At 51.6% G+C, this 14,686-nt stretch carries 10 protein-coding genes; 6 read left to right on the top strand and 4 right to left on the bottom strand.

Annotation, left to right across the window (positions count from 1 at the left end):
• Positions 1-651: 651 nt before the first annotated feature.
• Positions 652-1,797, bottom strand: coding sequence for a J domain-containing protein (locus HHO50_RS11560; RefSeq protein ID WP_181306197.1), 1,146 nt, complete (start codon positions 1,795-1,797; stop codon positions 652-654).
• A gap of 514 nt (positions 1,798-2,311) precedes the next feature.
• On the opposite strand from HHO50_RS11560, the gene trxA reads away from it, so the two are divergent.
• Positions 2,312-2,638 carry a thioredoxin gene (trxA, locus tag HHO50_RS11555; RefSeq protein WP_062542637.1) on the top strand — a complete coding sequence of 109 codons (327 nt, stop codon included), beginning with the start codon at positions 2,312-2,314 and terminating at the stop codon, positions 2,636-2,638.
• A gap of 112 nt (positions 2,639-2,750) precedes the next feature.
• Here trxA and HHO50_RS11550 read toward each other — a convergent pair whose 3' ends face one another.
• Together HHO50_RS11550 and HHO50_RS11545 are read right to left on the bottom strand one after the other, a co-directional pair.
• The gene (locus HHO50_RS11550; RefSeq protein ID WP_181306196.1) at positions 2,751-4,679 is read right to left on the bottom strand and encodes a hypothetical protein; all 1,929 of its coding nucleotides are present in this window, start codon (positions 4,677-4,679) and stop codon (positions 2,751-2,753) included.
• Between the two features lie 1,013 nt (positions 4,680-5,692).
• A complete protein-coding gene (locus HHO50_RS11545; RefSeq protein WP_181306195.1) occupies positions 5,693-6,250 on the bottom strand; it encodes a hypothetical protein in 558 nt (185 codons plus the stop codon).
• A gap of 78 nt (positions 6,251-6,328) precedes the next feature.
• Here HHO50_RS11545 and HHO50_RS11540 point away from each other — a divergent pair, with 78 nt between their 5' ends.
• Entirely contained in the window at positions 6,329-6,859 is a 531-nt protein-coding gene (locus tag HHO50_RS11540) for a DUF4385 domain-containing protein (RefSeq protein ID WP_181306194.1), read from the top strand.
• An 84-nt stretch (positions 6,860-6,943) separates the two neighbouring features.
• Here the strand turns inward: HHO50_RS11540 and HHO50_RS11535 are convergent, their stop codons facing one another.
• The gene (locus tag HHO50_RS11535; RefSeq protein ID WP_181306193.1) at positions 6,944-9,172 is read right to left on the bottom strand and encodes a cytochrome c biogenesis protein CcdA; all 2,229 of its coding nucleotides are present in this window, start codon (positions 9,170-9,172) and stop codon (positions 6,944-6,946) included.
• Between the two features lie 216 nt (positions 9,173-9,388).
• Here HHO50_RS11535 and HHO50_RS11530 point away from each other — a divergent pair, with 216 nt between their 5' ends.
• The 4 genes from HHO50_RS11530 (at position 9,389) to HHO50_RS11515 (ending at position 14,686) form a co-directional block, all read left to right on the top strand.
• Positions 9,389-10,699, top strand: a complete 1,311-nt coding sequence (locus HHO50_RS11530; RefSeq protein ID WP_181306192.1) for a hemolysin family protein — start codon at positions 9,389-9,391, stop codon at positions 10,697-10,699.
• A 473-nt stretch (positions 10,700-11,172) separates the two neighbouring features.
• Positions 11,173-11,436 carry a hypothetical protein gene (locus HHO50_RS11525; RefSeq protein WP_181306191.1) on the top strand — a complete coding sequence of 88 codons (264 nt, stop codon included), beginning with the start codon at positions 11,173-11,175 and terminating at the stop codon, positions 11,434-11,436.
• Positions 11,437-11,464: 28 nt separating this feature from the next.
• Complete coding sequence (locus HHO50_RS11520) at positions 11,465-12,583, top strand: NAD-dependent epimerase/dehydratase family protein (protein ID WP_181306190.1); 1,119 nt, start codon at positions 11,465-11,467, stop codon at positions 12,581-12,583.
• Positions 12,584-12,628: 45 nt separating this feature from the next.
• Entirely contained in the window at positions 12,629-14,686 is a 2,058-nt protein-coding gene (locus HHO50_RS11515) for an NAD-dependent epimerase/dehydratase family protein (protein WP_181306189.1), read from the top strand.

Raw genomic sequence — 14,686 nt, 5'->3', positions numbered from 1 at the left:
CTCTAGAACGATGTGCCTGTAAACGGGTCTTGTAAAAACATCTATCCAGTCTACCACTGTTAAGGTTAGGTAGTATAGGTAGCCTTCGTGGATTTTGTTTTTCAAGCCCATTAACATTAAGAGGAAGTACGGTTTATTGCAATGCCTGTTTAATGATTAAGTTGTGTACTTCAATAGCGTTTTCCCTTTGGAGAGTTCTTTTGCTGCTAATGAAGTTCGGGAGCCCTACTCCCGAACTTCATTAGCAGCGATATTTTCATAGACTCCCTGAAAGCCTACTCCTTTGCTTTTCGGGAGTTCTACTCCCGAACCTGCCTGCTGCGGAGTTCCTACTCCGCCGTGAACCACGGGCAGGTGTTGCAGAAGAAGGGGAGTGGAACTCCCCGGCAGGGTGCTTCCGGAGTAGAACTCCGAAAGAGCAAAGGTAGAACTCCGAAAGAGCAAAGGAGAGCAAAGGATTGATAAATCCCCGTCCCTACTCTTTTTCAGCTAGCAGACGATAGTAACGCAGGTAAACCGCTACCCCAGCCTAGAAACACACAAAATCATGCCATTTACAAAGTGGTGGGTGGACTTGAAAAAGGCGTTTTGGGCCTGCTTTTCAGAAAACAGGCTCAAAACAGCCTTCCATCAAACTCGAAAATAGGTCTTTTAAAACTTCAGGTCTTTCAGGTATTCGCGGAGGAACTTGGGGTCTTTGAAATCGGTGATGTCATACTGGAGCTGCTTCATTTCGGCTTGGATCTCTTTTTTGGCGCGGAGGAACTTGGCGTCCATTTGCTTGGGCGTGCCCCCAAATTTGTAGAAGAGCCGGGCATCTGGCCCGTAGAAGTAGCTGCTATGCTCTTCCTGCAGATCCCGTATCTGGTCGTTGAGCAGTTTTACGTAGTATTTCAGCTGCTCTTCGGGGATGCGGTCTAGGTGCAGCTCTTGCTCGTGCATGAATGCCATCTGCAGCCGAAGCAGTTCAAAGAAATCATCTTGGTTATAGGCGGTGGTCACCTGTTTCATGGCCTCCTCTTTCCAGGCTTTGGCGGCGGGGTCCTGCTCTTTGTCGGGGTGCAGCAGTTTCACCAGATCGGTGTAGAGGCGGCGGGTAGCTTTGCTGATGTTCTGGAGCTCGGCTTTGGCTTTGGCTTCTTTGGCCAGCTGGGCTTTTGACTTCTGGCGTGTTGCCCGCTGCGCCTCGCGGTGCTCCTGCTCTGCCCGCATTTGCCGCTCCAGCTTTTCCTGCAACGTCCCAAAGTCGTCCAGGTCTTTTAGGTCTACGTCTAGCCCCAGCATGTTCTTGAGCAGGGATTGGGTCATTTCCTTGGCTTCGGCATCGGCCAATTCTTCTTCCTCGTCAAAGGTGATGTCGGCGTATTTGTCAAAATAGGCCTTCATCTCCTCCACCCCGAAATTGTGGATGAGCGAATAGGAAAGGTCTTCTATCAGGTAACCCAGCTTTTCTTTTTCCTTCTTCCGGAAGAAACCTAACCCGCACATTTGATCCAGCATTTTCACGTACTCCACCCGTTTCTGCACCAGCTCTTGCACCAGCGGATGGATTTCTTGCTGCACCCGGGCCCGGATTTCATCCAGTACCCTCACCCGCTCCGCCAGGTCTGCCTTGAGTTTGTCAATCTTCTTTACTTTGCTGTTGAATTGCTGCTGCAACTTAGAAAGGGCGGTTTTTTCTTTCTGCTGAATTTGCGGGAGCAGACTCTCTTGCGCTGGTTTGGCTTTGGCCATGGCGAAAAGGCGTTTATCAGATATAAAGCAAATAGGTTTCTGTTGGTTTTCTACCCTTTGCAAGGCGTTTAAGTTTTAGAAATCACAAGATAACTTAAAAACTCCGCTCTTCCGGAGGCATCAATCCCGAACAGGGTTACAGCATTGAGGACAGCTTTTGTTCAATCTGCTCGCCGCTCTTCCGGCGTAGAATCCTGGAACGGGTGCTGGCTACTGGTTTTACTCAGTACTTTCCGCTATTTGCCAACTGTCCTTTCCCCGTCACAAGGGCAAATCCAGCCTGGCAGAGCGGCATCTACAAGGGTTTGATTTAGGGGAAAGCGAGCCTACGGCGCGGTCTAAGGCTCCGCCAATCTGTCATTCCATCTTCTTTCTTCCTCAGCCCCAACCTTTTCCCTATGATTCAGTAGATATACTAGGTTTTTGGCCTTTTTCTTTGAAAACGGCCTTAAAACGGTATCCTTAAGGATAGTGACAAACCTGACACAAATGCGTTAGTTTTACTGTTCAAAGGGAGTTGGTTCTATTTTTGAACTGCGTCTTTCATCATTCATGATACTTATATAAACAGACAATTATGGCACATAAAGCAATCGAGATCACCGATGCCAATTTCGAGGAGATCATTAATTCAGATAAACCCGTTCTGGTAGACTTTTGGGCAGAGTGGTGCGGCCCTTGCCGCATGGTAGGCCCGGTAGTAGAAGAACTGGCCGGCGACTATGAAGGCCGCGTGGTGGTAGGAAAAGTGGACGTTGACGCCAACCCGCAGACTTCGGCCAAGTTTGGTATCCGCAGCATTCCTACCCTGTTGGTTTTCAAAAACGGACAAGTAGTTGACAAACAAGTGGGCGCCGTTCCTAAGAACGTATTGGCCCAAAAACTAGACGGTCAATTAGCCTAATTTAAAACCATGTCTTAGAAACAGAAAAGCCTCTCCCGCGCGGGAGAGGCTTCTCTGTTTTGGGGCTGTTTTCTGGAAAACAGCCCCAAAACGAAGGCCTTCGGTCTTCAAGTTAGTCGCAGCCGCAGAGGTTCTTTTCGGCTGCGCAGATATCGGCGTAGCCTTGGTCTAAACGGCGCAGGAACCCGCTGAGGCGCTGGTTGTGCTCGCGTACGGCCTCCAGTTTCAGTTCTTTGGGGGGAGTTTTGTGCAGGGCATCCAGTTCTGCCACGTGCTTTTTCAGCTCCACTTTCTTTTCGTGCAGACGTTGCACATACTCAGGTAAGGCATCGGCGGGATACTGGGTTTTGAAGGCGTTCTCTACGCAGTCGTCCTGTTTCAGGTAGGCCAGGATTTTGCTGTCTACCTGCTGGTTCAGGTCTTGTAGCCTTGCCTTTTCCTTCTCCAGTTGCTGCTCTTCCAGGCGTTGGTTGAACAGGCGGGCGGCTTGCTTTACTTCTTCGCGGCAACTGCGGCATTTACTGGCGTTCGCCTTCTCCAGCAGGGTATTCCGGAAACTGATATTCTCTTCGGTAGGGGCCAGATCGCGCAGGCGCGATACTTCTTTGGCGTACACATCATTGTACAGGGTAGACTCCAGCCGGGTCAGGTGGCGGTAAAGCCCTTCCCCTTCCAGGGTGCTGGCCAGAAACTCGGGGTTAGGCAACTCCACGGAGTAGAGTTTGTTCAGGTATTGCTCGCGCTGGGCCACGGTGTAGGCTTTGGTCTGTTCCTGGTCCAGATCCAGCAGGGTGTTCACCATTTCCTTGCTGTTTTTCAGGTTATAGTCCGTTTCCAGGTAGCTGTCGGCGTTGGTCAGGATGGAGTTGTACTCATTTTTGAAAATGCGCTGGTAGGTGTGGTTGCGGGAGAACTCGCGGTCGCGTTGGTAGGCCAGCGTTTTCAGGCGTTTGTAGTCCTGCACCACCGTGAACAGCGTTTTGGCATTGGCCTCGGGGCTGTTGTTTTTGTAGTTGAGGCGGTAGTTGTTCAGGTTCTGCTTCAGGTCGCTGAAATTGCGCAGAAACTCCACGAAGAGCTTTTCCTGCTTGTAGGCGTCGTCGGTGACCAGCCCGGCGGTGTAGGCCTGCTCAATGCGCACGCGGCGGCGCTCAATGGTTTCTGAGGTGATGTCGCTGCCAGACAGGGCATCCATCTTGTAGAGTGATTTGTAATTGGCCACCACCAGCACCGGGTAGTCTTTGAAGTTAAGCGCCGCCTCCAGTTTCTGCCGCTCAAATCCCTGCGGGCTGTTGCTCAGCAACTCGGTGAGCCGGGGGGTGCGTAACGCGGGTAGTTTCGCAAAAGAAGGCACAAACACGTACACCCGCACTGAGTGCAGCCGGGTGTCAAAATTCTGCCCTTCGTACAGCCTGATGGTGGAGCTGAACTTGTATTCTTTGCGCTGGGCGGTATTTCTGATGAGGTTCCCGAACTCGCCCACCAACGAAAGCATAGCGGCTTGGGGCGTCATCAATTTGGAAATATTAGTGAGTTGGTTTGCAATGATGTTGAAGAACACCTCGCGGCTGTCTGAGGTGAAAAGCCGGGCCTCTACGTTGGCGTCTATGTTGCGCTCATCGGCGGCCAGGGGCAGTTTGTCAATGATCCGGATGGACTCAATGTTATCTGAGATAAGTGTCGAGTAGTTTTTCTTGTCACTTGCCCCTTGCAGGGCGAAATTATACAACGGGTACACCACCGGTTCCTGCCCAAAAAGTTTGGCGTTCTTGAGCTGCGCCGAAATAAACAAGGACTCTAAATTTATATAATCGCGGCGGCGGGCTCTGGTGGTACCCTGCTCCATTTCATTGATCACTCTGGAGAACTGCCCCGCGTTGAGCAAATACATGTCGGTGGTCAGGTACTGCCACTCATCTGTGAACTCATACTTATCTAAGTAATTGTACGCCAAACGGGTCTGAATCATGTCTTGGGCTTGGCTGGAGAAGGCACACAGCAGTAGAAAAAGCAGGAACGAACGGGTAAGGCTTGACTTCATGAAGGCACTGGTTAAGGTATCTGTTCTTGGAATAACGCAACTTATCCGCTAACGCGTATGCAGTTGCACAAAGTTCGCTTGTAATTTAGCCAATCCCAAAAATTGAACAGTTGCTTTGTGTATTCTTTCTCCCAACCTTCCCATTTTTAAGGGCGTGTTTAAAGTTAGCTTTTGAATAAAGCAAAAGAGGTTGGGGTTTTGAGCCTCTTTTGCTAAAAGTAGGCTCAAAACAGGTTTACGAAGGAGTTGTCTTTAAAGGCAAGCCACTGCAGCTTCATATCTTCCGTTGATTTGTGCCAGGTAAGCCCGCATCTGCTACGAAGCAGCATTCTTGTAGGGGAAAGGTAGAGGATGCCCTGCTCTGGCGTGGATTTACTTATGTGGCTTATAATTCTCTTATGTTTTTGCGCTTTGGCCTCTGCCTAGAAGTGGCTTCTTTGGAGAGTGGTTAGTTTGTGCATGCAGTTTACTATTCCCTTGGTTTTTCTGTTTTTGCGTGGGTGCAGGTGCTGTATTGTTTCATCTCTGGCGGTATGCGCTCACGGCCGCGAGGCCCCGTCTTCCCCGAGCGCACTGCCCTTTCGGCCTGAGAAGTCCTTTGCTCTTAGTAGAGGTCTATCTATGGCCAAAAGCGAGGCGCGCTCGGGGAAGACTGGAATTGGGGAAAGTAGCAATAGAGACCAGGCACTGCCTTGTCTCTGTCACGTATTGCCTGAACTCTACCACATAGGCGTATTCCCCTCCTCGGAGGGGTAGGGGTGGGTTCTGGCGCTCCACCATCTCCTTCTAAGGCGCACCAAGCATTCAACCGTGGTATAAATACCTGAGAAAAAGTTACGGAAGTAAATCCGCGCCATAGATGCACGCCGCAACCCACCCTTGCCCCTCCCAGGAGGGGAATCTTTCATCAGAAGCCAGAGGGAAGAGAGGAGAGATAGTTGCTGCTGTGCAGAAAGGAACCAGTAGGGTATAACTTCCCAATTAGCACATCAGCACATTAAGAAATTAGCACCTTACTGTTCTTTCTTGATGCGTTGGTAGTCCTTTAGGTCGGCTTGGTTTTCTAAGGCAACGTACTCGGCCTGCAAGGCTTTTATTTTGGTGGCGTGCCGCAGGATGATGTCGTCATGCAGGGCTTTTTCGCGTTCGTTCAGGCGTTTGTAGATGGCGTTGGCGTAGTCCCAGTCTTCTGAAGTCCAGACATCTTTGCGGTTGCGTACTTGTTGCAGGAAATACACATAGGCATCGCGTAGGCTGTTGGCGGGAACCTGGGAAAGGGTGCTGTATTCGCCTAACAGCTCCCGTTCCATTTGGGCCTGCTTTCCGGCCACCGTGCCGCGGGCCTCCCGCTCCTTGCGCTCGGCGCGTTGCCTGGCCAGGGCGCGGCCAGCTTCTTTTAGCTCATCCTTGGTTTTGACGGCGGCCTCGTTGGCTTTTTCATCCAGCTTTCCCAGTTCATCGGCCACTTTCTCTTTCCGCTCGCGGGGTGTAGTGTCACAGGAAGTCACCAGAAAAGCCGTCACAACCAAGGGCAGCAGCAGGGGTATAGAAAACTGAGTTGCACGTTTCATAGTAGAAAAGGAATGTAAACACCTCGCATACGTATTTACCCCAGATTGGGTGCTTCCGCCTGTCTCGTATAAACCGCTATGGCTAAAAACGGCTTCAACTACACGCTTGATTTTAAAAACACAGATTTCCGCCTTCACCCCGAGCTGTACCGCGTGGGGGTGGGCGAACAGGGCGTGCTGCTGGTAGAGCCCTACAAGAGCGAAATCCTGCCGCACTGGCGGTTCAGGAACGTGGAAGTGGCAAAAGCATCGGCCGAGAAGATTCACAGCCTGTTTGAAGCGTACTTGGCGCAGCAGGACTTTGTGGGTGCTGACATGGCGCGGAAATTCCTGCAGATGGGCTTCACCCGGGCCCGCCGCTACGCCAACCACAAAGGCGGCAAGAAATACACGGCCTCGCCGGAGGCGAACAACCAGGGGCTTCCTTATCCTTACTCCTCGGGCAGCGCGAACAAGGGGAATGCAGTGCTTCCGCAGGAGGCAGATGCCTTAACCAATGAAAAAGCGCAAGCCGCCGCTATTTTCAAAGAATATTGGTTTAGGGCCAAGGGCCACCCGGAGTATTTGCGGCAGAAGCAGCTTTTCAGAGAGAAATATGATGAGAAGTAACGTTTTAGGGCTTCTTTCCAGAAAATGGGCTTAAAACAGAAAAGCCCCGGCACTACCGGGGCTTTTCTGTTTTCTTTAAACTGTTTATTGCGCTTGAGTTTGCTTGGCTTTGTAAGCGGCTACTCCGGCATCTAGAAACTGAATGAACTTCTGAACGTCTTTCTCATACGCAATGGGAGTTACCAGTGAATTCTCGTTCTCGTCCATGAGCACGTAGTAGGGCTGGGCGTTCACGTTGAATTTGGTTATCTGGTAATCTGCGTTCTTTTTGCCAATAGTGTTTTTCACTTTTCCGTCGTGAGTGCTGGTGACCCACTCGCTCTGGGGGAGTTCAGTTTTATCGTCCACATATAAGGCCACAATCACGTAGTTTTCACGGAGGCGTTTCAGCACTTGGGGATCTGACCAAACGTTGGCTTCCATCTCGCGGCAATTCACGCAGCCGTGGCCGGTGAAATCCAAGAAAATAGGCTTGTTCTGCTCGGCGGCACAACGCTTTGCCTGCTCTAAATTAAAGTAGCCTATAAGGCCGTGCGGCAAATGCAAAAACTCGGCAAACTTGGGCGTTTCGCAAGTTTCGTTCTGGGTGCTGCCATCTTTTCTGAGCATTGCCGCAAGGTCAAAATCATGCGTAGCCTGTGGCGGCAAATAGCCTGAAAGCGCTTTGAGTGGCGCGCCCACCATGCCCGGCACCAAGTATACCACAAACGAAAAAGTGACCATGGCTAGCATTAAACGGGGCACGCTCAGGTACGGAAAATCAGAGTCATGCGAAAGTTTGAGTTTGCCCAGTAGGTACAAACCTAGTAGTGAGAAAATCACGATCCATAAGGCCAGATAGACTTCGCGGTCAAGAATTCCCCAGTGGTACACTTGGTCGGCAATACTCAGGAACTTGAGGGCCAACGCCAGTTCCAGAAACCCTAGCACCACTTTCACGGAGTTGAGCCAGCCGCCAGATTTTGGCAGACTGTTAAGTAGGTTAGGAAAAACAGCGAACAGGGTAAACGGAAGAGCAAATGCCAGAGAGAACCCGAACATACCCACAATAGGCTTGAGGATTTCACCGCCCGCCGAGGCGATCAAGACCGTGCCCACAATAGGGCCAGTGCAGGAAAAAGACACCACCGCCAACGTGAAAGCCATGAAAAAAACCCCGTAGAAACCGCCTTTATCGGCTTGTGCGTCAATTTTGTTCACTAGTGAATGCGGCAGCGTTATCTCAAACATGCCCAAGAACGACATCCCGAACACCATAAACACTATGAAAAACAACACATTGGGAAGCCAGTGGGTACTCAGGTAATAGTTGATTTCTGAGGCCCCAAAGATGCGTGCAAATACCACCCCTATCAAAGTATAAATGGCAATAATGGAAAATCCATAGACTAGCGCCTTGAAAACAGCCTGTCTGCGGGTGGTGCTGCTGTTGGTGAAGAAACTCACCGTCATTGGTATCATAGGGAATACGCAAGGCGTGAGTAGCGCCGATAACCCAAACATGAACGCCAACAAAAAAAAAGCCCCCAAGCTTTCCTGCTCCGAGCCATTCTCTACAGCGGCCGTTGTTTCAGCTATCTGCGTCAACAGCGGGTCTGCGGAATTTGCTCGCGCGCTGTCCTCCGCTTGCGGGAAAGCGGTCACGGGGGCATCGGGGCTTAGCAGGGAAGTATCTGACGTGAGGGCCGTGTTGGTGGAGGCCGGGGCAGCAGTTGCAGTACCAGGGACATTGGTGTTAGCTTCGCTTGCGGGCGCGCCGGGGGTTGGGGTGTTCCCGTTGTTGGTAGTACCTGTTCCGGGGGCCGGAGTAGCGGCAGGGGCGGCTCCCGGCAGTACTTTGATCTGGGTGAAGTTGAAGTCGCCTTCGCCGGGAATACACTGGCCGTTCACCTCAGAACACACCTGGTACTCATAGCTTCCTTTCACCACCAGCGTGGGCTGCAGCACTTTAATTCGCTGCCTAAATTGGCCCGTTTTAGTGAAATAAGTGTATTCGCCGCCCCAGGTATTGTCATATTTTTTCTTGGGGTTTACGGGCTTTATTTTGCCCACCAGCGCATAGGAAGGATGTTTCTGGAACGTGAACGCGGTGACAATGGGCCCCAGATCTGGGTCAAAGTCAGAGGAATACAGGTACCACTCGGGGATAATTTTCGCGTTGAAGATAAGCTCCACCTCCTCGCCTACTTTCACTTCCTGGGCAGAGACGTCGTGGCTCCACGTGGCGGGTTTGAGAATCTGGGCCTGCGCCGCCAGCACCAGAAAGAGCAAAGGCAGCAGCAATCCCATGACGCGTTTCCAATCTATTATCATTTGATTTTTAAGCTTCATATAAAGAGCGGCAAATTACTACAAATCTGCCGTAAACCCGAACATACCCGCCCGAAGCCTTTTATTTAGGGCGACTTGCGGCTTACTTTCTGGCGGGGTTCTCGTACAGGAAACGATCCTAATACTTTGATAGTGCCAATAAACCCTTAAATTTGAAGCAAGCGTCTCTTTTATACCCCTAAGAAGGCGCCAAAAACTATGATCCTCAACATCTTTTTAACCTTATTATTGGTTGCCCTCAATGGGTTCTTTGTAGCCGCTGAGTTCGCGTTGGTAAAAGTCCGGGCCTCGCAGATGGAACTTCGGGCGCAGGCCGGTAATCAACTCGCCAAGATCGCCCACCACATGATCGGGCACCTGGACGCCTACCTCTCCGCCACGCAGCTAGGCATCACGCTGGCCTCGCTGGGCTTGGGTTGGATTGGCGAAGGCGTGGTATCTGAAATCATCATCAGCATCATGCAGGCGTTTGGGTTTGGCGCTGACCCGGTATTGGCCCACAAAATTGCCCTCCCTATTTCTTTTGCCGTCATTACGGTGCTCCACATTGTGTTTGGCGAACTGGCCCCTAAATCATTGGCCATTCAGCGGCCTGAGTCCACCACGCTGGCCATCGCCATTCCGCTGCGTATCTTCTACTACATTCTGCTGCCCTTCATCTACGTCCTGAACGGTTTGTCTAACATTATCCTGCGCAGCGTGGGCATCACGCCCATGCACGGTTCAGAAGTACACACCGCTCAGGAACTCAGATTATTGTTTGAGCAAAGTGCCGAGAGCGGCGAGATTGGCGGCAGTCAGCAGGAGTTGATTGAGAACGTGTTTGAGTTCAATGAGCGCATGGTCAAGCAGATCATGGTGCCCCGCACCAAACTGGTAGCCCTGGATCTTGACTCTACCGAAGAAGAAATCTTTGAGGCGGTGTTCAACGAAGGCTACACCCGCATGCCCATCTACCGCGAAACCATTGATAATATTGTGGGCATCCTGTACGTGAAAGACCTGCTGGTGGTACTGCGCGCCGGCGAACAGGTGAACCTGGAGAAGCTCATGCGCCAACCCTACTTTGTGCCCGAAACCAAGAAAATAAGCCGTTTACTCAAAGACTTCCAGCGCAACCGCATGCACATTGCCGTGGTCTCTGACGAATTTGGCGGCACCTCGGGCATTGTCACCATTGAGGACATCATTGAGGAACTGGTAGGCGAAATCCAGGACGAGTACGATGAGGAAGTTCCGCTGGTAGAGAAGCTAGGCGATTTTGAGTTCAAGGTCGATACCTCGGCGTCTATCCTGGATGTGAACGATGACCTGCCCTATCCGCTCCCCGAAGGCGAGGATTACGAAACCGTAGGCGGTTACCTCAACATGATCTACGGCCGCATCCCCGAGATTGGCGAAACCGTGGTGCACGGCGTCTATGAATTCAAGATTCTGGAGAAAACCGACCGCAACGTAGAATCCGTACTCCTTACTGTTACCGAAGACAAACGGGACGATATCCTGTAAATCTGTTTTAAGAGCATGTTTACATTTCATCTTTGCGCGGCAAACAACCAGAAAAAGAACTCGCCCCGTGGCGCTGCTTAGCCCCTCAAAAAACGCTTCCGCAGAACCTTTCTCTGGGTAGTTGAGCCTGCAAACCTCAAATCTAAACATGCTTTAAGGCTGTTTTAAAGAAAATAGGCTAAAAACAGAATATTCTTTCTACCTTCTGGTCACAACCAGAAGGTATTTTTTTTGCCTTCTGGTTTGAGCTGCTTTTCCTGAAAATAGCACAGAAACAGGCTTACTTTAAAAGAGCCTGATTTACCTGTAGAATGTGCCTAAGCTTCAACAATCCTTGATATTTATACGTACTAAATATCCGAATTAATACCAATAAAGCTTTGTAGCTACAACCCAAAGATGCCTTTGCACGTTCTTTCCTTTAGTTATAAAAAGCAAAAAAGCTATATATTAATTCATCAGCATCTTCTTCTATGGTTGTAAGCTCCTCCCGTACGCAGACCTCTGTCGCCCTTGTAAGTGGCGGAGCGTCCAATATCGGGAAGGCCATCGCCGAAAAGCTTTGCGTCTTGGGCGCAGACACCAACTTCTTTCAAAACACAATTTCAGGATATAATATTGGGTACGGAGCTTTGAGCCCTGACGAGGTAGCCGAGACGGTGCTGTTTGCGTTGCAGAGACCAAGGCATGTCTCGCTGAACCACCTTACGGTATGCCCCTCCCTCCAACCCTTTTAACCCCCTTATGACACACCCACTGACAACTATGAAAAAGAAAGTCTTGATTACCGGCGGTGCTGGCTTCATTGGGTCTCACCTGGCAGATGAACTCCTCCACTTCGGATATGAGGTACGCGCTCTGGACAACCTTTCTGAGCAGGTGCACGGCAAAGACTGTGAGCGCCCCGAGTACCTGAACCCCGCCGTGGAGCTGCAGGTAGGCGACGTGCGCGACAAAGCGGCCGTGCTCAAAGCCTTGGACGGCGTAGAGGCCGTGTTCCACTTCGCCGCCATGGTGGGCGTGGGCCAGAGCATGTATGAAATCAAGGAATATACTGATGTGAACAACATCGGCACCGCCGTTTTACTGGAGTGCCTGATTGAAAAGCCGGTAAGCAAACTGGTGGTGGCCTCCAGCATGAGCATCTACGGCGAAGGGTTGTACACCTCCCCTTCAGGTGAAAAGGTGATTGCCACCGAGCGCGGTTTAGAGCAACTTAAGGCCGGCGAATGGGAATTGAAAAGCGAAAAAGGTGAGGCGCTGACGCCCATGGCTACGCCCGAGTCAAAGATTCCGTGCCTGTCATCCGTGTACGCGCTTTCCAAATATGACCAGGAGCGGCTTTGCTTGATGGTGGGCCGTGCCTACAACATCCCAACGGTAGCCATGCGCTTCTTCAACGTGTACGGCACGCGGCAGGCCTTGTCTAACCCGTACACCGGCGTGCTGGCTATCTTCGCCTCGCGCTTCCTGAACAACAATGCGCCCATGATTTTCGAGGACGGAAACCAGCAGCGCGATTTCGTGCACGTGCGCGATGTGGCCTTGGCCTGCCGTCTGGCCATGGAGAAAGAGGAAGCCAACGGACAGGTCTTCAACGTAGGCAGCGGCAACAACTACACCATCAAGGAAATTGGCGAGCGTCTAGCCGAGGTAATGGGAAAACAGGAATTAACTCCCGAGATTACTGGCAAGTACCGGGTAGGCGACATCCGCCACTGTTACGCCGACATCAGCCTGGCCAAAGAAGTACTGGGCTTTTACCCACAGGTAGAATTCAACAGCGGTTTAACCGAGCTAGCCGATTGGCTGGAAGGACAGATTGCGTACGACCGCGTCAATGAGGCGAGCGCCGAGTTAGCCGCCCGGGGCTTAACCGTGTAGGTTCTGCGTTTCTGACCTGTTTTCTTAAAAAGAAGCTTAAACCGTATGACAAGAATCGCCAACACACATCCTACACATACTCCCCTGCCCGCCCCCACCATCGGCTTGGTACAATGGTTCCAGCCTGGTGAGCACGCCCGCGTAGAAACTGTTCTGGCGGAGGTAACGGAGTTGGGCGTCACGGAACTGCGCACCGGCATCTCCTGGGCCGCCTATACCACTGAAGAGGGAAAGGCCTGGTACAATTGGCTACTTCCAACCTTAGCCAAGCAAGTGCAGGTATTGCCTTGCTTTCACGAGACTCCCATTTCCTTGGCAGTGACTCCCAAGACCTCGGCTCCGCCGCAAGACCCTAACGCCTTCACTGCGTTTTTGGACACCTTTCTTACTGAGCTAGGTATTCACTTTGAGTGGGTGGAACTTTGGAACGAGCCTAACAACAGAACCCAATACGATTACACCTTAGACCAGAACTGGAATACGTTTTCTCACATGATTGCTGTTGCGGCACAGGTAGCCAAGCAGCACGGGAAGAAAACGGTGCTGGGTGGCATGAGCCCCATTGACCCCAACTGGCTGCAGCTGATGTACAACCGCGGCGTGTTGCAGAACATAGATGCCATAGGCATTCACGGGTTCCCCGATGTCTTTGACCAAGATTGGGAAGGCTGGGATGCCAACATCCAACGCGTGCGCGAAGTCTTAGACCGCAACAACACCAAAGCTGAAATCTGGATTACCGAAGCCGGTTTCTCTACCTGGCAGCACGATGAATTCAAGCAGTTCCAGGAATTCCGTAAGGTATGCAAGGCTCCGGTAAACAAAGTCTACTGGTCTAGTGTGCATGATTTAGACATGAATGCCACCGAAGAGTTTCACGCGGATGAGCGGAAATATCACTTCGGCCTGAAGCACGTGGATGGTTGCCCTAAACTGCTGTACCGCCTATGGGCTGAGAACGGCTTGGATGGGCTGGACAAGTTCAACTTCATCCGCCGCAAGGAAGATTTCTCAGACCAGGAGCGCTACTCCGTAGTAACCGGTGGTGCCGGATTCGTGGGCACCAACCTAGCCAAACGCTTGCTGGAACAAGGCAAACGTGTCCTCATTTTTGATAACCTTTCCCGTATTGGCGTAGAACTTAACCTGAAATGGCTGCACCAGAATTACGGTGACCGATTGGAAGTGTACGTAGGCGATATCCGCGACTTACAAGCCATGAAACGCGTGATGAAGTACGCCAACGAGGTGTTCCATTTCGCGGCGCAGGTAGCGGTGACCACTTCGCTCACGGGCCCTATCCAGGATTTTGAAATCAATGCCCGTGGCGTGGTGAACGTTCTGGAAGCCATCAGGGCGCAAGACAACCCGCCGCCGTTGGTGTTCACGTCAACCAACAAAGTGTACGGTGGCCTAGAAGACCTGCGCTTCATCCAGAATGGCACCCGTTACAACCCGTCAGACAAACACATCAAAGCCAATGGTATTTCTGAGGCGCGTCCGCTGGACTTCCACAGTCCGTACGGCTGCTCCAAAGGAGCTGCTGACCAGTACGTGGTAGATTATGCCAGAACCTATGGCATTCCGGCTGTGGTTTTCAGAATGAGTTGTATCTACGGCCCGCACCAGTACGGCAACGAAGACCAGGGCTGGGTAGCGCACTTCGCTATCAGAGCCATTGAGAACAAACCCATCAGCATTTACGGCGACGGCAAGCAGGTGCGCGACATCCTGTTTGTGGAAGACCTGGTAGACGCATTTTTGCTGGCGCAGGAAAACATGAAAGACCTGTCTGGACAAGCCTTCAACATTGGCGGAGGCGTAAAAAACACCACCAGTTTGCTGGAATTGCTGGACTTGATTGGCAACTACCGCGGCAAGAAAGTAAACCTGAGCTTCGGAGATTGGAGACCCGGCGACCAGCACTACTATGTGTCTGACATCCGCAAGTTCCACGAGGCCACCGGCTGGTACCCTAAAAACAGCGTGGCCGAAGGCGTAGCCAAACTCTACCAGTGGCTTTGCGAAACCAGAGGCATTGAAGTCTCCTTGAAAGCGCCCGTCGCCCTAGAACAAGAAACCGATAACGTAGCAGTAGCATAA

Source organism: Rufibacter sp. XAAS-G3-1 (assembly GCF_013623775.1).
GTDB lineage: Bacteria > Bacteroidota > Bacteroidia > Cytophagales > Hymenobacteraceae > Nibribacter.
Note: the sequence above shows the minus strand (reverse complement) of the source record. Positions and strands in the feature narration are given on the sequence as shown.